This is a genomic window from Delftia sp. SD018, assembly GCF_017355445.1.
GTDB lineage: Bacteria > Pseudomonadota > Gammaproteobacteria > Burkholderiales > Burkholderiaceae_C > Comamonas > Comamonas acidovorans.
Window position 1 is genome coordinate 19,605 of the sequence record NZ_JADDRN010000040.1, and the last position, 20,933, is coordinate 40,537.

Annotated in this window: 17 protein-coding genes; 10 read left to right on the top strand and 7 right to left on the bottom strand. The window is 67.9% G+C overall.

The annotated features are described in order from the left end of the window. Positions 1–102 precede the first annotated feature (102 nt). Positions 103–579 carry a toxin-antitoxin system HicB family antitoxin gene (locus INR38_RS26285; RefSeq protein ID WP_207444327.1) on the bottom strand — a complete coding sequence of 159 codons (477 nt, stop codon included), beginning with the start codon at positions 577–579 and terminating at the stop codon, positions 103–105. 170 nt (positions 580–749) lie between these two features. Between INR38_RS26285 and INR38_RS26290 the strand changes: the two genes are divergently transcribed. The 4 genes from INR38_RS26290 to INR38_RS26305 all read left to right on the top strand — a co-directional run bounded on the left by INR38_RS26290 (position 750) and on the right by INR38_RS26305 (position 6,459). Then, entirely contained in the window at positions 750–1,571 is an 822-nt protein-coding gene (locus INR38_RS26290; RefSeq protein WP_242699202.1) for a hypothetical protein, read from the top strand. 319 nt (positions 1,572–1,890) lie between these two features. Next, positions 1,891–4,479 (top strand): DNA mismatch repair protein MutS, encoded by a 2,589-nt coding sequence (gene mutS, locus INR38_RS26295; protein ID WP_043824531.1) that lies wholly within the window; start codon positions 1,891–1,893, stop codon positions 4,477–4,479. A 55-nt stretch (positions 4,480–4,534) separates the two neighbouring features. Next, positions 4,535–5,593 carry a proteasome-type protease gene (locus INR38_RS26300; RefSeq protein WP_043824518.1) on the top strand — a complete coding sequence of 353 codons (1,059 nt, stop codon included), beginning with the start codon at positions 4,535–4,537 and terminating at the stop codon, positions 5,591–5,593. Then, entirely contained in the window at positions 5,590–6,459 is an 870-nt protein-coding gene (locus INR38_RS26305) for an alpha/beta hydrolase (protein WP_207444326.1), read from the top strand. Before INR38_RS26300 ends, INR38_RS26305 begins: the two co-directional genes overlap by 4 nt. A 91-nt stretch (positions 6,460–6,550) precedes the next feature. Here the strand turns inward: INR38_RS26305 and INR38_RS26310 are convergent, their stop codons facing one another. Continuing rightward, positions 6,551–7,378 (bottom strand): undecaprenyl-diphosphate phosphatase, encoded by an 828-nt coding sequence (locus tag INR38_RS26310; RefSeq protein WP_013803592.1) that lies wholly within the window; start codon positions 7,376–7,378, stop codon positions 6,551–6,553. A gap of 193 nt (positions 7,379–7,571) precedes the next feature. Here INR38_RS26310 and INR38_RS26315 point away from each other — a divergent pair, with 193 nt between their 5' ends. Next, positions 7,572–7,850: a PsiF family protein gene (locus INR38_RS26315; RefSeq protein WP_043781210.1), complete on the top strand. Its 279-nt coding sequence runs from the start codon at positions 7,572–7,574 to the stop codon at positions 7,848–7,850. A 330-nt stretch (positions 7,851–8,180) separates the two neighbouring features. Here the strand turns inward: INR38_RS26315 and INR38_RS26320 are convergent, their stop codons facing one another. Both INR38_RS26320 and INR38_RS26325 read right to left on the bottom strand, forming a co-directional pair. Further along, on the bottom strand, positions 8,181–9,410 hold the full coding sequence (locus INR38_RS26320; protein ID WP_207444325.1) for a PepSY-associated TM helix domain-containing protein: 1,230 nt from the start codon (positions 9,408–9,410) through the stop codon (positions 8,181–8,183). A gap of 18 nt (positions 9,411–9,428) precedes the next feature. Continuing rightward, on the bottom strand, positions 9,429–11,594 hold the full coding sequence (locus INR38_RS26325; protein WP_207444324.1) for a TonB-dependent receptor: 2,166 nt from the start codon (positions 11,592–11,594) through the stop codon (positions 9,429–9,431). Positions 11,595–11,916: 322 nt separating this feature from the next. Here INR38_RS26325 and INR38_RS26330 point away from each other — a divergent pair, with 322 nt between their 5' ends. From INR38_RS26330 to INR38_RS26345, 4 genes are all read left to right on the top strand, one after another. Beyond that, positions 11,917–12,327 (top strand): DUF2306 domain-containing protein, encoded by a 411-nt coding sequence (locus tag INR38_RS26330; RefSeq protein WP_097203067.1) that lies wholly within the window; start codon positions 11,917–11,919, stop codon positions 12,325–12,327. Positions 12,328–12,361: 34 nt separating this feature from the next. After that, entirely contained in the window at positions 12,362–12,679 is a 318-nt protein-coding gene (locus tag INR38_RS26335) for a 2TM domain-containing protein (RefSeq protein ID WP_207444323.1), read from the top strand. A gap of 29 nt (positions 12,680–12,708) precedes the next feature. After that, positions 12,709–13,797 carry a histidine kinase gene (locus tag INR38_RS26340; protein ID WP_207444339.1) on the top strand — a complete coding sequence of 363 codons (1,089 nt, stop codon included), beginning with the start codon at positions 12,709–12,711 and terminating at the stop codon, positions 13,795–13,797. A gap of 140 nt (positions 13,798–13,937) precedes the next feature. Next, complete coding sequence (locus INR38_RS26345; protein ID WP_123692446.1) at positions 13,938–14,750, top strand: LytTR family DNA-binding domain-containing protein; 813 nt, start codon at positions 13,938–13,940, stop codon at positions 14,748–14,750. A 25-nt stretch (positions 14,751–14,775) separates the two neighbouring features. On the opposite strand, the gene INR38_RS26350 is transcribed toward INR38_RS26345, so the two are convergent. Continuing rightward, the gene (locus tag INR38_RS26350; RefSeq protein ID WP_242699203.1) at positions 14,776–15,462 is read right to left on the bottom strand and encodes an ATP-binding cassette domain-containing protein; all 687 of its coding nucleotides are present in this window, start codon (positions 15,460–15,462) and stop codon (positions 14,776–14,778) included. 91 nt (positions 15,463–15,553) lie between these two features. Between INR38_RS26350 and INR38_RS26355 the strand changes: the two genes are divergently transcribed. Next, a complete protein-coding gene (locus tag INR38_RS26355; protein ID WP_065347487.1) occupies positions 15,554–15,919 on the top strand; it encodes a hypothetical protein in 366 nt (121 codons plus the stop codon). A 3-nt stretch (positions 15,920–15,922) separates the two neighbouring features. Here INR38_RS26355 and INR38_RS26360 read toward each other — a convergent pair whose 3' ends face one another. Both INR38_RS26360 and INR38_RS26365 read right to left on the bottom strand, forming a co-directional pair. Beyond that, on the bottom strand, positions 15,923–17,425 hold the full coding sequence (locus tag INR38_RS26360) for an efflux transporter outer membrane subunit (RefSeq protein ID WP_207444321.1): 1,503 nt from the start codon (positions 17,423–17,425) through the stop codon (positions 15,923–15,925). Between the two features lie 23 nt (positions 17,426–17,448). Beyond that, positions 17,449–20,610: a multidrug efflux RND transporter permease subunit gene (locus INR38_RS26365; protein ID WP_207444320.1), complete on the bottom strand. Its 3,162-nt coding sequence runs from the start codon at positions 20,608–20,610 to the stop codon at positions 17,449–17,451. Between the last annotated feature and the right edge of the window lie 323 nt (positions 20,611–20,933).

Genomic DNA, 20,933 nt, shown 5'->3' on the forward strand with positions numbered 1-20,933 from the left:
CCGTATTGAGGCAAACCGTCCATCTCCTGTTGGATGTCAGGCTCACCTAAGCGGCACAGCTACCTAACTTCTGCCTGCAAACTCCGGCCAGCGGGCTCCCCCTCAGGATCTGGTGTTGCGCTTCACCCGCTTTACGCCAGACCCGTCCACCATAGGCTCGCCCTGCTCCCGCGAACCCACCCGATGACGCGCAATCGCGCTCGCCATGCGGCTGATGGGTTCCTCATCCTCCATGCGGACATAGTGACCCAGAGCATCTTCGATCTCCTTCGCAGAGCTCTGGCTGATCGCCTGTGCCACATCCCGTACTGCCTTGTTGACGGGCTTACCTTGTTCCTCCACGGGCAGGAGTTCGAAGAACTCCTTCAAATGAATCGCAAGCATGGCTTGGAGGCCCATGAGGCCGGCTTCAGCTGCCAAGCGCTGGGCGGCCAAGCGCTCGTCATCGAAGGTCCTCTGCAGGCGCTCGTTGATTTCGGCATTGAAGCTCTTGCTGGTCCTGTCCGCCGCCTCGTGTAGGGCCTGGTGCAGCTCAGGTGGCACGCGCAGTGCGGTGCGGATGTAGTCGTCTTGTGCCATGGCACAAATTCTATGGGTCGGCTTCAAAATAGCATTGACACCAAAATGAAGTCAAAATACATTCAAAATTGACTTCATTTTGAAGCCAAACATCAAGCAGTGAGCAGGTATAGGGCTTCGCGCAATCCGTGCAGCCCCCTTCACACAGCACCCGGCAATGGAGGAGAACCATGGCAAGGAATGACCCATCAGCCTCTGCAGGCAAGCCCACCCCAGCCAGAAACAACATGGCCCGAAATTCTCTTGTCGATGTCCACCAAGCAGTCCTGTGCGCTGCGGGAGTGCTCAAGCACACGGTGAAAAGCATCCTGTACGACGGAGCACAGGAGCGCTACTCCTGCTCGCACCTCAGCCGGGCATTTGCAGCGCTCAACCAGCTTCCTGCTCCCGGTTGCTGCCCGGCAACCAGTCCAAATGAGCCGGTGAGGGTGGATCTGCTTTCACTGCTCGCCCTCATCAGCTCGGAACTGGAGTTCGCTCGCGACACATTCCGAGAGAACCGGCTCAGTGCAGCAGGTGAAGCTGCCTTTGTTCATGGACTGCTGGAACACGCCTTTGAATTCGCAGACAGGCTGTTCGGGGCCTACAACGAGCTTCCCCACTCCTTGGACGACCTACGCTTCCTGGCCAGCTTTGCTGCAGCCAAGGCGACTGGCAACGGTATCAATACATTCGGCAGCCAGGCAGATACAGCATCACCAGTCACAGCGGCATCGCCGTTGCTTGGAAGCGGCCACCGGGCCAGTGAGTTGCTCATTCTTTGCTCGTTCGACATCGAGGCAGCAGCCCACGCCGTGACAGCGCTGGGAGATCAGATCACGGAACCGGAGCAGATTCAGATCGCCTCGCTGATTCGCTGCTATGGCGCACGCATCGCGAAACTCAACAGTGTTCTGATGAGCCATCTCACCGGGGACGAAGTGATCACCCTGGCGGATGCGCAGTACGCCCTGTACCAAGGAGCCAAGCAGTTGCCAGAAGGAGCCCTGTGACGACGCATGGCGGAAATGGTCCCTTGGATTGAGCGCTGCGCATTTGTGTGCCGCGATCTTCGCCCCCTTGGCGCGGCGTCCAACCTCGGGTAGTCAATAATGTGACCTTTGTCCGCCACCACGCCCCACACGATGGATACGGCCCAAGGCGGGCAGCACGACACAAGAACATTTGCGCCTTCCTGCGGCCCCGCGCCTCCCAGGCAGGCCTTGCCCGGCGCCTTCGCGCCGCCGCAACCTGTTGATTCCCAAGCCAATGAGCGACCTCTCGCAAAGCACACAGCCCTCTCCGGCCCCTGATCTGTCGGCGCACACGCCCATGATGCAGCAGTACCTGGGCATCAAGATCAACTACCCCGACACGCTGGTTTTCTACCGCATGGGGGATTTCTACGAGCTGTTCTTCGGGGATGCGGAGAAGGTGGCGCGGCTGCTGGATATCACGCTGACCACGCGCGGGCAGACGGCGGGGCAGCCGATTCCTATGGCTGGCGTGCCCTTCCATGCGCTGGAGAACTACCTGGGCCGGCTGATCAAGCTGGGCGAGTCGGTGGCGATCTGCGAGCAGGTGGGCGAGGTGGGCGCCGCCAAGGGCCCGGTGGAGCGCAAGGTGGTGCGCGTGGTGACGCCGGGCACGCTGACCGACAGTGAGCTGCTGTCGGACAAGAGCGAGGCGATCTTGCTGTCCCTGCACACGGCCGGGCGCCAGCGCTGCGGCCTGGCCTGGATGGCGGTGACGCAGGGGCGCATCCACCTGGCCGAATGCTCCCACGACGAGCTGGGCGCCTGGATTTCACGCATTGCGCCCAGCGAGCTGATCTACAGCGCAGGCGTGACCGAGCGTTTCGAGCAGAGCCTGTTCGCGCTGCGCCATGGCGGCTCCATTGCCTGCCCGCTGTCGCCCCGGCCCGACTGGCAGTTCGACGGCGGCCTGGGCGAGCGCAAGCTGCTGGAGCTGCTGGGCGCGGCCAGCCTCAAGGCCTGGGAGGCCGAGGATCTGCCGCTGGCCCATGGCGCCAGCGCCGCCCTGCTGTCGTATGCCGAGCACACGCAGGGCCGCAGCCTGTCGCACATCCACGCTCTGCAGGTGCAGCGCGACGATGAGCTGATTGCGCTGCCGCTGGCCACGCGCCGCAACCTGGAGCTGGTCAAGACGCTGCGCGGCGAGGATTCGCCCACATTGTTCTCTCTGCTGGACACCTGCATGACGGGCATGGGCAGCCGCCTGCTCAAGGCCTGGCTGCTGGAGCCGCGCCGCGACCGCACGCAGGCCATGGCGCGGCTGGAGGCCACGCGGGCGCTGCAGGGCGCCAGCGCAGGCGGCATGGCCGCGCCCTGGCAGCAGTTGCGCGAGCAGCTCAAGGGCGTGAGCGATGTGGAGCGCATCACCGCGCGCACCGCGCTGCGCCAGGTGCGCCCGCGCGAGCTGGTGGGACTGGGCCGCACGCTGCACAAGGCCGCCGTGCTGGCCCAGGCCGGGCAGACGCCTTCGGCCCACCTGACCCAGCTGTTTGCCGACCTGCAGCCGCCCGAGGGCTGCGCCGAGCTGCTGGTGCGCGCCATCATGGAAGAGCCGGCCGCCCTGGTGCGCGACGGCGGCGTGTTCGCCACGGGCTACGACGCCGAACTGGACGAGCTGCGCGCCATCCAGAACAACTGCGATGACTTCCTGCTGGAGCTGGAGGCCAAGGAAAAGCTGCTGACCGGCATTCCCAACCTGCGCGTGCAGTTCAACAAGGTGCACGGCTTCTATATAGAGATCACCAACAGCTACAAGGACGCGGTGCCCGAGCGCTACCGCCGCCGCCAGACGCTGAAGAACGCCGAGCGCTACATCACGCCCGAGCTCAAGGCCTTCGAGGACAAGGCCCTGTCCGCGCAGGAGCGCGCGCTGCAGCGCGAGAAATTCCTCTACGAGCAGCTGCTGGACCAGCTGCAGCCCCATGTGCCGGCGCTCACGCGCGTGGCCGGCGCCATTGCGGCCATCGACGTGCTGTGCACGCTGGCCGAGCGCTCGCTGACGCTGAACTGGTGCGCGCCCGAGTTCGTGAACCATCCCTGCATCGAGATCGAGGCCGGCCGCCACCCCGTGGTGGAGGCCCGCATGGCCGAGACCTCCAGCGGCAGCTTCATCGCCAACCACACGCGCATGAACGCCAACACGCGCATGCAGGTCATCACCGGCCCCAACATGGGCGGCAAGTCGACCTATATGCGCCAGGTGGCGCTGATCGTGCTGCTGGCCAGCATGGGCTCGCATGTGCCGGCGTCCAGCTGCCGGCTGGGGCCCATCGACGCCATCCACACGCGCATCGGCGCGGCCGACGACCTGGCCAATGCCCAGTCCACCTTCATGATGGAGATGACCGAGGCCGCGCAGATCCTGCACTCGGCCACGCCGCACAGCCTGGTGCTGATGGACGAGATCGGCCGGGGCACCAGCACCTTCGACGGCCTGGCGCTGGCCAGCGGCATCGCCACCCAGCTGCACGACAGGACGCGCGCCTTCACGCTGTTTGCCACGCACTACTTCGAGCTGACCGAGCTGCCGGCCAAGGCACGCGCAGCCGTGAACATGCATGTGAGCGCGGCGGAGTCGGGCCAGGACATCGTCTTCCTGCACGAGATCCAGCCCGGCCCGGCCAGCCGCAGCTACGGTATCCAGGTGGCCAAGCTGGCCGGCATGCCGGCCGGCGTGCTGCACCACGCGCGCCATGCGCTGGAGGCACTGGAGGCCCATGCCGACGAGGGCCGCCTGCAGGTGGACCTGTTCGATGCGCCCGACATGCCCGAGCCCGAAAGCCGCCACGACCCGCTGGCCCAGGCCCTGGCCGCCATCAACCCCGACGCGCTGAGCCCGCGCGAGGCGCTGGAAGCCCTTTACCAGCTCAAGAAGATCGCCGCCTGAACGCGGTCAATCGCCTCGCACTAAACTTGTCGATCCCGCAGTTTCGGATGTTCCCATGACTTATTGCGTTGCCATCAAGCTCAACGCCGGCCTGGTTTTCCTGGCCGACTCGCGCACCAATGCCGGCCTGGACCAGATCAGCTCGTTCCGCAAGCTCATGGTCTACGAGAACCCCGGCGACCGCTTCATGGTGCTGCTGTCGGCCGGCAACCTGTCCATCACCCAATCGGTGCGCGAGCTGCTGGAGAGCCAGCAGCTGCGCGACGAGGCCACGGGCGACATGCTGACCATCTGGAACGTGCGCAGCATGTTCGACGCAGCCCGCGTGCTGGGCGCGGCCGTGCGCCATGTGTTCGAGCGCGACGGCGTGGCGCTGTCCCGGTCGGGCGTGGACTTCAATATCTCGCTGGTGCTGGGCGGCCAGATCCAGGGCGAGAACATGCGGCTGTTCCAGGTCTACTCGGCAGGCAACTTCATCGAGGCCACGAGCGAGACGCCCTACTTCCAGATCGGCGAGTCCAAGTACGGCAAGCCCGTGCTGGACCGCGTGATCACGCCGCGCACGCCGCTGGACGAGGCCGCCAAGTGCGCCCTGGTGTCCATGGACAGCACGCTCAAGTCCAACCTCTCGGTGGGCCTGCCGCTGGACCTGATCGTGTACGAGAAGGACCGCTTTGCCTCCGACAAGATCGTCAGCATCGACGAGAGCAATCCGTATTTCCGCATGCTGCACGACAGCTGGGGCGAGCGCCTGCGCCATGTCTTCGACAGCATCGAGGACCCGGCCTGGGATGGCGGCGATTCCGCAGTGCCCATTCGCGTGCACAGCCGCCAGGCCCAGCCGCTGACCAAGGTCACCGCGCCGGCCGGCGCCCTGCGCGCCAACGCGCGCACCATGGGCCGGCTGCCGCCTGCGGCGCTGCGCCAGCCCTATCACAGCGGCACGGGTGCAGGCCTGGGCACCTCCACGGCCGACGGGCTGGCCACCTCGCCCATGACGCCCCTGCAGCCAGGCCCGGCATCGCCCATGCGGCCGGACGCCGGGCAACCCTCCGGCCACCAGCAAGGCATGCCGGATGCTCCGGACCGAACCGGCCAGGAGCCCCAGCCGTGAACGCGGCCCGGCCCGCGCTGCGGGCCGACAGCGATGCGGGCACGGGGTCGGCACCGCTGCCCGTGGTCTTCTCGCATGCCAACAGCTTTGCGCTGCCCACCTACCGGCTGCTGTTCTCGCTGCTGGCCGAGCGCGGCATCGCGGCGCAGGGCGTGGAGCGCTTCGGCCATGACCCGCGCTTTCCCGTCACCAACAACTGGCCGCATCTGGTCGAGCAACTGGCCGAGTTCACGCGCGCCGAGGTGGAGCGCGTGGGCGGTCCGGTCTTTCTGGTCGGGCATTCGCTGGGCGGTTTCCTGAGCGTGATGACGGCTGCACGCCACCCCGAACTGGCGCGTGGCGTGCTGCTGATCGACTCGCCCCTGCTCAGCGGCTGGCGCGCCAATGCCGTGGGCGTGGCCAAGCGCACGCAGCTGGTGGGCTCGGTCTCGCCGGGCAAGATCAGCGCCCGCCGCCGCAATGCCTGGGACAGCGATGACGAGGCCATGACCTATTTCCGCGCCAAGAAGGTGTTTGCGCAATGGCACCCGCAGGTGCTCCAGGACTATGTGCAGGGCGGCCTGTCCGATGTGGACGGCCGGCGCACGCTGCACTTCACGCGCGAGGTGGAGACCGCCATCTACAACACCTTGCCGCACAACCTGGCCTCGCTGCTGCACCACCATCCGCTGCGCTGCCCGGCGGCCTTCATCGGCGGGCGTGCCTCGGTGGAGATGCGCCAGGTGGGCATGGACCTCACGCGCCGCATCACGCGCGGGCGCGTGATGATGCTGGACGGCAGCCACCTGTTTCCCATGGAGCGGCCCCACGCCACGGCCGCCGCCATCGAGGCATCTCTGCTGAACCTGCTCGGCCCCGAGGGCTGAACCGGGCGCCCCGAATGTGAAAAGGCCACCTTGCGGTGGCCTTCTGCGTTGGTGCCTGAGGAATGCCTGGGGTCCTTCGCCCAAGCCTGGGTCAAACCTCGCTCCAGCTCACGACCCCGGTGAAGGCCGTCACCAGCACGATGATGCCGAAGGCGATGCGGTACCAGGCAAACGGTACGAAGCTGTTGGTGGAGATGTAGCGCAGCAGCCAGCGCACGCACAGCCAGGCGCTGATGAAGGAGAACACCAGGCCCACGGCGAACATGGGGATGTCGGCCGCCGACAGCAGGGCGCGCTCCTTGTAGAGGCTGTAGACGCCGGCGCCGATCAGGGTGGGAATGGCCAGGAAGAACGAAAAGTCGGTCGCTGCCTTGCGCGACAGGCCCATCAGCATGCCGCCGATGATGGTGGCGCCGCTGCGGCTGGTGCCGGGAATCATGGCCAGGCACTGCACCAGACCGACCTTGAGGGCATCGAGCGGCGTCATCTCATCCACGGTCTGCACGCGCATGGCCGATGCCGGCCGGCGCTCGGCCCACAGGATGACAAAACCGCCCAGGATGAAGGTGGTGGCCACCACGGTGGGCGTGAACAGGTGCGCCTTGATGAACTTGCCGAAGATCAGCGCCAGCACCACGGCCGGCAGGAAGCCGATGATGACGTTCAACGTGAGCCTTTGCGCCTGGCGGCTGGTGGGCAGGTCGACCACGGTGGAGCGGATCTTCTGCCAGTACACCAGCACCACGGCGAAGATGGCGCCGGTCTGGATGGCGATGTCGAAGACCTTGGCCTTGGCATCGTCGAAGCCCAGCAGCGAGCCTGCAAGGATGAGGTGCCCGGTGGAAGAGATGGGAAGGAACTCCGTCAGCCCTTCCACGATGCCCATGATGGCGGCCTTGACCAGCAAAAGAATGTCCACGGCAAGCGTCCTGTCGCAATGCAAAAGTGGGCCATTATCTGCGCTGGCCATGGCCTGCCGGTGTCCGCCTGCCCGCCTGTCAGCGGCAATCGCAAACTTTTACAACGCGCGGCCCGCGACGTTGCTGCGCGCCCGGCACTGTGCTGCAATGTGGGTGCGCTGGACTTCAGCGCGCCTTCAAAACCATTCCATCATGAAAAAAATCGTTGTTCTGGCAGTTGTCTCCCTGGCCTGCAGCATGGGCATGGCCGCAGGGGACAAGGCTCCCACGGCCCAGCAAAAGCTGATGGGCACCTGCAACACCGAAGCCACCGGCAAGAAAGGCGATGAACGCAAGGAGTTCATGAAGTCCTGCCTGTCCGACGGCAAGAAGCGCCAGCAGGAACGCATGAAGACCTGCAACGTGGACGCCACGGGCAAGAAGGGTGATGAGCGCAAGGCGTTCATGAGCGAATGCTTGAAGAAGGATTGACCCCCTGAGCGGCTGCGCCGCTTCCCCCTTCTCGCTTCGCGGAGGGGGACGACACCCTCGGTGCGGGGCGGCCCTTCCTCGGTGTCCCTCGCTTTAGGGCGCGCCAGTCGGGATGGCCTTGAGCCCGTCAAGCATTGCAAAAAGCCACCGTTTTCGGTGGCTTTGCTGTTTAGGCGGATAGTTTTCTGATTTGGCTATCAATGGAGCCGTGCACTACCGACAGCCGTTCAAACTCGCAGGGCTCAAGCGCGGGCAGCCGAGCAAGGGCCGCCCCGCAGTGAGGGCTGCGTCCCCCTCCGCGAAGCGAGAAGGGGGAAGCGGCGCAGCCGCTCAGGGGGTCATCTTCCTAGCTCTTCGCTTGCGCCACCAGATGATGACGCCGGTCATCGACAGGACGGCGACGAGCACGCCGACGAAGGACATGAGCACGCGGCCGGGGGTGCCGAGGATGCGGCCGCTGTGCAGGGGCAGCTGCAGCTGGACGAAGACGTCGGCGGCGGTGCCGTGCCAGGGGCGGTAGGTGCCCAGGACTTCGCCGTTGTCCGAGCTGACGTAGATGTTGGACAGGCCCATGCCCATGGCGCCGGTTTCGTCGTGCGGGTCGAAGAAGGAGATGTTGTAGAACGGGAAGTCGCCGCCCCACCAGATGCCGCCTGCGGGCTGGGCGAAGCCCAGGCGCTTGGCTTCGCTCTGGGCGATGGAGATGGCCTGGGCGAACGAGACCTGGGGCACGAGGAGCGTGCCCTGGGGCGCGGGCTTGAGGGTTTCGTAGGGGCCGGGCGTGGTGGTGGAGACGGTGCTCATCACCGGGTAGAAGACTTCGCGGTACAGGTTCAGCGAGAACGAGGTGAAGGCCACGATGACGATGACGGCCCAGACCCACAGGCCGCCCGCGCGGTGCAGGTCGAAGTTGAGCTTGTAGGCGCCGCCGCCCCAGCGCACGCGCCATGAGGGCAGCCAGCGCCGCCACCACGATCCCACGGCCGCCGTCAGGCGCGGGGCGCTTTTCCTGAGCTTGACGGGAAAGGTCAGCAGCAGCGCGACAAAGCTGTCGGCCACCCACAGCAGGGCCAGGCTGCCCATGAACCAGTAGCCCCAGCGGTCCGTGCCCCAAAAGCGCGGGGCCAGCAGGCTTTCGTGCAGGTGGCGCAGCCAGGGCATGAGGTTGCGCTGGCTGAGCGCGAAGCTGCGCCCGTTGCGCTGGCCAGTGATGTGGCCGCTGACGGGATCGACGAAGACCGTGTCATAGCCCAGCGCAGGCGCCTGGCCCGTGGCCGGGTCGGGCCGGGGGCGCACCATGAACATGGCGGCTTCGCCCTCGACCAGGCCCAGGGTCATGTAGCTGATCTCGGCGCGCGGCTCGCTGGCCTGCACGGCGGCGGCCAGCTCCAGCGGGGTCTTCAGCGGGCCGCGTGCCGGGGTCTCCAGCATGTCGGCGTTGAGCCATTCATCGATTTCATGGTCCCAGGACAGCACGGCCCCGGTGAGGCCGGCCATGGTGAGGAAACCGGCCAGCACCAGGCCTATCCAGCGGTGCACCACCGTCCACAACGCGCGCATGCTTCAGATCGCTCCGGCTCAGAAGTCCACCGATGCGCTCAGCGAGAAGGTGCGCGGCATGGACTGCACCAGGTAGTTGGCGCCCGGGTAGCCGCCCACGGACGACCAGTAGCCCTTGTCGAACAGGTTGTCGATGCGCGCGCGCAGGGTCAGCAGGCGGTTGTTGCCGATGTCCATGAGATAACGCGCGCCGATGTCGGTGCGCGTCCAGGAGGCCACCTTCAGCGTGTTGGCGCCGTTGGCGTACTGGCTGGAGGTGTGCATCACGCGCGCATTGAGGGCCAGGCCCGAGACGCCGGGCACATCCCAGTCCACGCCCAGGTTGAGCAGGCGCTTGGGCACGCCGATGGCGTAGTTGCCGATGGTGGTGGCATCGGCGGCTTCGCGGATCTTGGCTTCGCTGAAGGTCACGCCGCCCAGCACGCGCAGGCCCTTGACGGGTTCGCCGAAGACCGTGGCCTCCAGGCCGCTGTTGCGCTGCTTGCCGTACTGGCCGAAGACCTGGTTGGCCACATAGGCCGAAGGCATGTCCGTGGTGTACAGCGCCACCGTGGCGCCCAGCTGCTGGCCCTGCCACTTGAAGCCGATTTCCTTCTGGCGCGACTTGTAGGGCGCGAACACCTGGCCGCCGTTGGACACGGGCAGGTCGTTGGCCGTCTGCGGCGCCACGGCGCCCTTGGTCAGGCCTTCGATGTAGTTGGCGTAGACCGAGGTGTTCTCGCTGGTCTTGAACACCAGGCCCAGCATGGGCGTGGTGGCCGACTTCTTGTAGTTGTCGGTCTGCGCGCCCGTGTTGTAGTCGTAGCTGCTTTGCTCGATGCTCTGGCGGCGCACGCCCACGGTCAGGCGCAGACGCTCGTCCAGCATCGTCAGCGTGTCGCCGATGGCAAAGCTGTTGAGTTGGGTTTCGCCGGCACGCGTGGGATCGGCCAGATTGCCGCCGAACAGCGTCATCGCCGGGCGTGCGCTGCTCCAGGGGTTGTAGATGTTGTTGACCACGCCAAAGCCCATGCCCCAGGCATTGCGCTCGGTGGCCGAGTAGGTGCTGGCCGTGGCCACCAGCTCATGGCCCACGCTGCCCGTGGCCAGGCGCGTGCGGATGCCGACCTCGCCCGTGCCCACGCTGTCCTTGCGCTTGTTGTCGAAGCGCGTGCCCGTGGTGTCGCCGGCCGCATTGCTCACGGTCACGCCGCTCAGGGAGTTGTCTTCCTTGCCGCGGCGCAGGCCGCCTGCTGCCCAGGCCGTGGTGGTGTCGTTGATGTCCCATTCGGCGCGCAGCGTGGCGAACAGGTCGCGCTCGGTGGAGTACGACCAGTTCTGGCCGTAGTTGGTCTTGTTGTCGGGCACGGCCGGGATGAAGTTGCCGGGCGTCACGCTGGGGCGGCCGCCGTTGTAGCTGTTGCGCTGGTAGCCCACGTCGCCCGACAGGCGCACGTTGCGGCTGCGCCAGTCCAGGCCCACGCCCAGGGCGGAGAGCGAGCGGTCTTCGCCATCCACGCCCGTGCCGCCGTCGCGGCGCACGGCGTTCAGGCGGATGCCGGTGCTCTGGTCAGGGCCGAAGCGGCGCGAGATGTCGGTGGAGACAAAGGCCTGGCCGCCCGTCTGTATGCCGGCGCCCACGCGCGTCAGCGCATCGTTGCCGGCGCGCTTGGGCAGCAGGCTGATGGTGCCGCCAATGCCGCTGCCGCCCGGTGCCGCGCCATTGAGGAAGGCATTGGCGCCGCGCAGCACCTCCACGCGCTCGAAGAACTCCGAGGCGATGTACTGGCGCGGCAGCAGGCCGTACAGGCCGTTGTAGGCGATGTCGTCCGAGTACACCGGGAAGCCGCGCAGCACATACAGCTCCTGGAAGTTGCCGAAGCCGCGCGCCTGGCGCACGCCCGGGTCGTTGAGCAGCACATCGCCCACGCTCTTGGACTGGGTGTCTTCGATCAGCTGCTGCGTGTAGCTGGTGGTGGAGAAGGAGGAATTCTTCCAGTCCAGCGTGCCCAGCACGCCGTTGCGCGCGCCCGTGGCCACCTGGCCGCCTGCGAAGGGCTTGGACAGGCCCTGGGCCGATGCGTCGGCACTGGCCTCCACCGTCACGGCCTCCAGCACGGGGTCGCCACCCCGGGTCTGGGCAATCAGGGCCTGCTGGCTGCACAGGCAGAGAACGGCCAGGGAAATCGGGCGGATGGAGGGCATGAGGATGATACTGAGAATGATTTACAGAATCCGTTAGCTTACCAACCACGTTAGGGCGCTGCTATGAATTTTCTCAATCTGTTGCATCGAAGCAATCCTCCAAGTGATTGAATTCAAAGGCCCTTCGCAATAGTTTGTGCGCACTCCCCATAGCCGCAATCTTCCAACGACCACGGAGATGCCTGCAGCTCGCGGCGCCCCGATGCATCTGGCACCCTGCCCGCGCCCGTCCGTCGCATGGCGCTGGCCCCGGCGGCGCCCGGCAGCGACAGTCCTGTCCCATACAGGCCCGCAGAACCGGGCCGCACGCCAGGACACCGCCATGCAAATGACACCGCTGATCGCCATCCACATGAGTGCCGCCCTCGCCGCCACGGCCACGGGTGCCATCGCCTTGCTGGCACGCCGCCAGGCCGCCGTCCATCCCCGCCTGCACCGCGCGGCCGGCTACGCCTTCGTCACGCTCATGGTCTGCGCGGCGGTGTCCGCCTGCTTCATCCGCGACTACCGCCTGCCCAACTGGGCCGGCTACACGCCCGTCCACCTGCTGGTGCCGCTGACCTTTGCCGGACTGGGCCGCTCGTTCTGGCACCTGTACCACGGCAACATCGCCGGCCACCGCAAGATCATGCGCAGCGTCTACATCGGCGCCTGCGTCGTGGCGGGCCTGTTCACCCTGCTGCCCGGCCGCTACCTGGGCGACCTGCTGTGGCAGCAGCTGGGCCTGGCCTGAAGCCGCTTTCCTTCCCCCTGACGGAGAACTTCCCATGCGCACCCTTGATCCCCTCGATCCCTCTGCCCGCCACGACGACGATGCCCTGGAGCGCATGGCGCGCCGCCGCGCAGGCGCCAAGATGGGCTGGATGATCCACGCCAGCGTCTATGTGCTGGTCAACCTCGGGCTGGCGGCGCTGTCGCTGTCCCAGGGCAGGCACTGGGCCATCTTCCCGGCCCTGGGCTGGGGCCTGGGGCTGGCCATCCACGGCGCCGTGGTCTGGCTGGCCCTGCCGGGCAACGGCTGGCACGGGCGCATGGTGGAGCGCGAGCGGCAGGCGCTGCAGTCACGCCAGGGCCGCGCCCGCTGAGCGACGCCATGGGACTACCATTGCTCTCCATGCCCGACCCCGCATCCAACGCCACACGCCAGCCGGCCGCCCCTGGCCACATCGTGGAACGGACCACGCTGCTGCGCCACGGCATCGCAACGACCTCGGCCTGCGCCCTGATTGCCGCCGCATTCAGCCTGAGCAACCATGGCCGCTGGGACGTGAACCTCATCTACTCGCTGTCGATCGGCCTGACCAGTTGGCTCACCATCGAACTGGGCCGCTGGCGCCTGACGCGGGGCCAGGACATTCCCTGGCCCGGCGGCTGGCGCGGCGCCGCGCTGGTGGTGGCCGGCATCGTGACGGGGTTCGTGATCGGATCGCTGATCGGCACGGCCTACAGGCAGTGGGCCGATCCCGACGCCAGCACGGCCCTGATGCACCGGCTGTGGATACCGCTGGCCGTCACCATCGTCGCCAGCACGGTGATGTCGCTGGCCTTCTTCCTGCTGGGCTACTCGCGCCACCTGCAGATGCAGGCCGAGCAGGCCCGCCGCCAGGCGGCCGAGGCCAAACTCACCCTGCTGCAGGCCCAGCTGGAGCCGCACATGCTGTTCAACACCCTGGCCAACCTGCGCGTGCTGGTGGCCAGCGACCCGCAGCGCGCCCAGGCCATGTTGGACCATCTGATCGCCTACCTGCGCGCCACGCTGGGCGGCTCGCGCAGCACCGAGCATGCGCTGGGCGAAGAGTTCGCACGCCTGCGCGACTACCTGGCGCTGATGTCCATCCGCATGGGCCCGCGCCTGCAGTACACGCTGGACCTGCCCGAGGACCTGGCCCAGGTGCCCGTGCCGCCGCTGCTGCTGCAGCCCCTGGTGGAAAACTGCATACGCCACGGACTGGAGCCCAAGCTGGAAGGCGGGCATATCGCCGTGCGCGCGCGCCGCACCGCCGGCGGCCAGCTGGAGCTGACCGTGGCCGACAACGGCATGGGCCTGGACACCGGAGCGCCCGCCCTGCCCGGCAGCCGCTTCGGCACGGCCCAGCTGCGCGAGCGCCTGGCCAGCCGCTATGGCGACGCCGCGCACTTCGAACTGGCCGCCCTGCCCGAAGGCGGCACGCTCGCCCGCATCACCCTCAAATGCACCCCCTGAGTCGCTTCGCGCCTTCCCCCTCTCGCTTCGCGGGGGGGACGACACCCTCGGTGCGGGGCGGCCCTTCCTCGGTGTCCCTGAGTTGGGCCGCGCCAGTTTCATACGCTGTCGGCAATGCGCAAGTGAAATAGAAGACTGAAATGACCTACTCCGCCCGCGCCCTGATCGCCGAAGACGAACCCCTGCTGGCCGAGGACCTGCGCCAGGCCCTGGCCCGCGCCTGGCCCGAGTTGCAGATCGCCGCCATGGTGGGCGACGGCCTGAGTGCCGCCCGGCAGGCGCTGGCGCTGCAGCCTGATGTGCTGTTCTTCGACATCCGCATGCCGGGCCAAAGCGGCCTGGAGGCCGCCGCCGAACTGGCCGACGCCTGGCCAGAGGCGCAGCCGTTTCCCATCCTGGTCTTCGTGACCGCCTATGACCAGTACGCCATGGACGCCTTCGAGGCCCAGGCCGTGGACTACCTGCTCAAGCCCGTGCAGCCCGAGCGGCTGGCGCGCAGCGTGCAGCGCCTGCGCGAGCTGCTGGCCCAGCGCACGGCGGCCCCGGCCGGCGCTGCGCTGGCGCAGGCGCTGGAGCAATTGCGGCATCTGGCCGGGGCCACGGCCCCCGCCGCCACCGCTACCGAGCCGCCGCTGCAGATGATCCAGGCCGGCGTGGGCACGCAGATCCAGATGGTGCCCGTGCACGACGTCGTCTACTTCGAGGCGGCCGACAAGTACGTGCGCGTGCTCACGGCCTCGCATGAATACCTGGTGCGCACGCCGCTCAAGGAACTGCTGCCCCGGCTGGACGCCGAGGAATTCTGGCAGGTGCACCGCGGCACGGTGGTGCGCGCAGCCGCCATTGCCAGTGCCCAGCGCGACGAGGCCGGCCGACTGTGGCTGCAGCTGCGCGAGCGAGCGGAAAAACTGGCCGTCAGCCGCCTCTACGCGCAGCGGTTCAAGGCGATGTAGGTGGCGATGTAGACGCCGGCTCCGGTCAGCGCAGCGGCGGCTGATCGGGCAGGTCCAGCACGTCGTCCCAGGCCACGCCCTGCATCTCGTCCCAGTGGGCGACGATCACGCAGCGGGGGCCATGCCCAGCCACGGGGGCCGATTGCTGGCCCGCATGGTTCAGCCCCGCCAGCGTGCGCTGCACATGGTCGATCGATCCCCGGTCCAGCGCGGCCAGTGGCTCGTCGATCAGCAGCAGCGGCACGCCGCTGGCCCAGCCCGCCGCCATCCACAGCTTGCGCAGGCTGCCCGTGGACAGGGCCAGCAGGGCCTTGTGCAGGTGGGGCTCCAGGCCCAGGCCGTCGGCATGGGCCTGCCATGCCGCCTCGCTCCAGGCCGGGTGCAACTGCCGCTGTGCCTGCACCCATTCCTGCGCGGGCCGGGCGCGCTCGGCATTGGACAGTTCGGCGCGCGGGTCGCGCCAGAACAGCGCGGGGCGCTGCGAGGGGTCCGGCTGCTGTGGATACACCAGGCGCCCGGCCTGCAAGGGCAACTGGCCGGCCAGCATTTGCAGCAGGCTGGTCTTGCCGCAGCCCTCGCCGCCGCGCACCAGGCACAGGCCCACGGGCCAGTCGTGCGAGGCGGCATCCCACAGCAGCAGGCCCGGCTGCCCGAAGCGCAGGGACTGCGCGCTCACCATCGGCGGCGCCATCGTTTGCTGTGCGGTGTCCATCTGAATGTCTTTCCGGTTCTGCGATGCGGGCGATTGTGCACGCGGCACAATGCCGGGCTTTCTCTTTTCCCATCACGCAGGCGGACCCACCATGACCCTCGACTACCTGGATTTCGACTACAGCGAAGACGACGAAGGCACGGGCTGCTGGGACGCCATGGCCAGCGTGCCCGCCACGCGCGTACCGGCGCTGGCGGCCGAGGTGGAGCAATTGCTGGCCTGGGCGCACCGCCGCTTCAAGGGCCGGCGCGGCCCCATCGAGGAAGGCGGCGACTGGGACTACGAGCTGCAGGCCCAGGACGACGGCAGCAAGCCGCTGGCCTGGCGCTTTGACGCAGCCACGGCGCGCCTGCAATCCGTGGCGGCCGGGGATGGCCGCACCACGGTGAACCTGTCGATCAGCGGCAGCGCGGCCTTCGGCGAAGCATTGCGCCAGGCCTTCGAGCTGCAGGACTGAACATCAGCGCGCGACAGCCTGCGGCCCCTGCGCGGACACCGGCCCCAGCGGCTCCCAGCGCCCGGCCACGTTCTTGAGCAAGGTGTTGACGGCGGCCAGCCGCCGGTTGCGCACATCGATCAGGCTGCGCCGCGCCGACAGCACCGTGGTCTGGGCGCTGAGCACATTCAGATAGGCCACCGTGCCCGCGCGGTACTGGTTGTTGACGACATCCAGCGCCTTCTGCGCCGCGGCCACGGCCTCGATCTGCACTTGCTGCTCGCGCGCCAGGGCGGATGCGGTGACCAGGTTGTCCTCCACTTCCTGCAGCGCCGTCAGCACGGTCTGGCGGTAGGTGGCAGCAGCCAGGTCCAGCGAGGCACGCGCCGACTCCACGGCCGCCGTGCGCGCGCCGCCGTCGAACAGCGCCAGCGCCAGCGACGGGCCCAGCGACCAGAACAGGTTGGGCGCACTCACCAGGTTGGACAGCGATGCACCCCGGTAGCCGGCCGTGGCCGACAGCGTGAGCGCCGGGAAGAAGGCCGCGCGCGCCACGCCTACCTGGGCGTTGGCGGCGGCCACGCGGCGCTCGGCCGCTGCAATGTCGGGGCGCTGCTCCAGCAGTTGGGACGAGAGCATGGCCGGCACCTCGGGCGGCGGCGGCAGTTCGGCGCCGGCCTCCAGGCTGAAGGCGGCCGGCGGCAGGCCCAGCAGCGCGGCCAGGGCGTGCTCCAGCTGGGCGCGGCTGGTCTGTGCCTCGATGAGCTGGGCCTGGGTGCTTTTGTACTGCGCCTCGGCCTGGGCCACGTCGGCCGACGAGGCCACGCCCGCGCGGTAGCGGTTGTTGGTGAGCTTCAGGCTTTGCTCGTAGCCCTGCAGCGTTTCCTGCAGCAGCCGCACGCTGGCATCGGCCGCGCGCAGCGAGAAATAGGTCTGCGTGATCGATGCCTGGGCCGACAGGCGCGCGGCGGCCAGATCGTCGCTGCTGGCCTGGGCGCTGGCCTGGCTGGCGCTGACCGTGCCCGAAACGCGGCCCCACAGGTCCAGTTCCCAGCTGGCGTTCAGGCCCAGCGAGTAGTTGGTCGAGATGTTGCCGCTACTGCCGCTACTGCCGGTGTTGCCGCCCGTGCCTGATGCACCGGAGGCCCCGCCGCTGCGCGAGCGCGTGGCGCCGGCCGTGCTGCCCAGCGTGGGGAACAGCCCGGCCTGGCTGCTGGCCACGGCCGCCTGCGCGGCACGCAGGCGCGCGGCGGCCTGGGCAATGCTCTGGTTGCCGGTGGCGGCCTGCTGCTGCAGGCGGTTGAGCTGCTCGTCGCCGAACAGCTCCCACCAGTTGTCGGGCAGCACTTGCGCGCGCGACGGATCTGCGGGCCGCCAGATGCCGGCCTCGGCCGCCTCGGGCGTGGCTTCCTTGAACTGGGCCGGCACCTCGAGTGCGGGGCGCTGGTAGGCGCTCTGCGTGGAGCAGCCGGCCAGCAGCGCGGCGGCCAGCCAGATCGCCGGGGTTTGGAGTGTCTTCAGCTGCATGGCCTTGGGCTTTCGGATTCGGTTCACTGGGGTGATGCGGCGGGCAAAGGGGTGCCACGGTCCTTGCCCTGCACGCGGCCACGCAGGCCCATGACACGCTGGCGCAGCCTGTCCAGCAGCACATAGACCACGGGCGTGGTGTAGAGCGTGAGCAGCTGGCTCAGCATCAGGCCGCCCACGATGGCAATGCCCAGCGGCTGGCGCAGCTCGGCGCCATCGCCCCGGCCCAGGGCCAGCGGCAGCGCGCCGCAGATGGCCGCCAGGCTGGTCATGAGGATGGGGCGCAGCCGCAGCTCGCAGGCACGGTAGATGGCCTGGGCGGCCGTGGCATGGCCGGCGCGCTGCCGCTCCAGCGCGAAGTCGATCATCATGATGGCGTTCTTCTTGACGATGCCGATCAGCAATATCACCCCGATCAGCGCGATCAGCGAGAACTCCGTCTTGAACAGCATCAGCGCCATCAGCGCGCCCACGCCGGCCGAGGGCAGCGTGGACAGGATGGTCAGCGGATGCACCAGGCTCTCATAGAGCACGCCCAGCACCAGGTAGATGGTGATGATGGCCGCCAGGATCAGCAGCGGCTGCCCGGACAGCGCCTGCTGGAAGGCCCCGGCCGTGCCGCTGAAGCTGCCGCGCACCGACACGGGCACGCCCAGATCGGCCACGGCCGCGCGGATGGCATCACTGGCGTCCGACAGCGCCACGCCCTCGGCCAGGCTGAAGCTGATGGTGCTGGCCGGCGTGCCCCGGTCGTGGTTCACGGCCAGCGGCGTGTTGGTGGTGGTGATGCGCGCAAACGAGGTCAGCGGCACCTGCACGCCCTGGTTGTTCACGAAGAAGAAGCCGCGCAGCGTCTCTGGGCTTTGCAGGTAGCGGGGCGCGGCCTCCATCACCACGCGGTATTGGTTGAGCGGGTTGTAGATCACGCCCACCTGGCGCTGGCCGAAGGCGTTGTTGAGCGTGCCGTCGATCTGCGACACCGTCAGCCCCAGCCGCGTGGCCGCGTCGCGGTCGATCACCAGCGAGGTCTGCAGGCCGAAGTCGGACACATCGCTGTTCACGTCCGTGAGCTGGGGCAGTTGCGAAAGCACCTGGCGGATGCGCGGCTCCCAGGTGCGCAGGTCCTGGATATCGTCGGCCTGCAGCGTGTAGTCATACGAGCCCGAGCTTTGCCGCCCGCCGATGCGGATATCGCTTTGCGTGACCATGAACAGCCTCGCGCCGGGCTCGTTCTTGAGCTTGTCGCGCAGGCGGTTGATCACCTCGTCGGAAGACACCTTGCGCTCGGCCAGCGGCTTGAGCGACATGAACATGTTGGCCGCATTGCGCTGGCCGCCGCCCGTGAAGCCCGTCACGTACTCCACGGCCGGGTCTTCCTGCACGATGGACAGGAAGCGCTTGAGCCGCTGCTCCATGGCCTGGTAGGAGGTGGACTGGTCGGCCCGGATGAAGCCCATCACGCGGCCCGTGTCCTGGCTGGGCATGAAACCCTTGTCGATGGCCATGTACAGGTGCACGTTCAGCGCCACCACGCCGGCCAGCACCAGCAGCACCAGCGGCTGGTGGCGCAGGCACCAGGCCAGGCTTGCGCGGTAGCCGGACATGGCCCGCCGCTCGGCCCGGCCCACCCAGGCGCCGAAGCGGTCCCAGGCGCGCTGCAGGCCGTTGCGCGGCCGGCCCGGCTGAGCGACACGCTGCGGGCGCAGCAGCGCCGCGCACATCATGGGCGTGGTGGTCAGCGACACCACCATCGAGATCAGAATCGCCGCCGACATCACCACCGCGAACTCGCGGAAAAACCGCCCCACGATGCCGCCCATGAACAGGATGGGCACGAACACCGCGATCAGCGACAGGCTCATGGACACCACGGTGAACCCGATCTCGCGCGCCCCGTCCAGCGCCGCGCGCAGCGCGGTCTTGCCGCGCTCCATGTGGCGCATCACGTTCTCCAGCACCACGATGGCATCGTCCACCACAAAGCCCGTGGCCACGGTCAGCGCCATCAGCGACAGGTTGTCCAGCGTATAGCCAGCCAGGTACATCACGCCGAACGTGCCTGCCAGCGACACCGGCACGGCCACGGCCGGAATCAGCGTGGCCCGGCCATTGCGCAGGAACAGGAACACCACCAGGATCACCAGCGCCACGGCGATCAACAGAGCCCGCTCCACCTCCACCACCGAGGCACGCAGCGTGGGCGTGCGGTCGGACACGATGGTCAGATCGATGGCCTCAGGGATGGACGCCTTGAGCTGCGGCAGCAAAGAGCGCACGCGCGCCACGGCCTCCAGGATGTTGGCGTCCGGCTGCTTGAAGATCTGCAGCAGGATGGCGGGCTTGCCATTGGCCACGCCGTAGTTGCGAACGTCCTGCACCGAATCCGTGACATCGGCCACGTCCTGCAGCCGGATCGCATTGCCATTGCTCCAGCGCAGCACCAGCGGCGCATAGTCGGCCGCCACGCGCGCCTGGTCATTGGCGGTCACCTGCCAGTAATGGTCCTCGCGCTCCACCGCGCCCAGCGGCCGGTTGGCATTCGTGGCCGAAATGGCGGTACGCACCTGGTCCAGCGACACGCCATTGGCCGCCAGCTTCACCGGGTCCAGCTCCACGCGCACGGCCGGCAGCGCCCCCCCGCTGATGGACGCCTGGCCCACGCCCTCCACCTGCGACAGCTTCTGCGCCAGCACGGTGGACGCCGCGTCATACATCTGCCCGCGCGTCAGCGCGCTGGACGTGAGCGCCAGGATCATGATCGGCGCATCGGCCGGATTCACCTTGCGATACGTAGGATTGCCCGGCATGCCCGAAGGCAGCAGCGTGCGCGCCGCATTGATGGCAGCCTGCACATCGCGCGCCGCGCTGTCCACCGTGCGCGACAGATCGAACTGCAGCGTGATGCGCGTACTGCCCAGGCTGGAGCTGGACGTGATCTCATTGACCCCCGCAATCGCCCCCAGCGCCCGCTCCAGCGGCGTCGCCACCGTCGCCGCCATCGTGTCGGGGCTTGCACCGGGCAGGCTGGCCGACACCGAAATCGTCGGATAGTCCACCTGCGGCAGCGGCGCCACCGGCAGCAGGAAATACGACACCGCCCCCGCCAGCGCCAGGCCGATAGTCATCAGCATGGTGGCAATGGGCCGGAAGATGAACGGCGCCGAGAGATTGGAAAGCTGGCTCATGATCCAGCCCCAAAAAACCCAGGCCGAGCGAAGCGATGGCCCGAGCAAACTTCCCTTGTGCCCCCGCAAACGCCACGACGCAGGTGGCCCCGCAGCGAAGCGAAGGGGTCGCGGGCAGTGGGGCGCGCTTCTTTGCCTACTTTCTTGTCGCGCGACAAGAAAGTAGGTCGGCCGCCGGGCCGAGCCCCGGCCAGCGGCGCCAGCCAAAAGCGCAGATCAAGCTCAAGCATGGGCCTGCTCCGAAGAAGCACCCCGACGATCCCGCCACCTCTGCGCCCACCCCTCAAACGTCAGATAAATCACAGGCGTAGTGAACAGAGTCA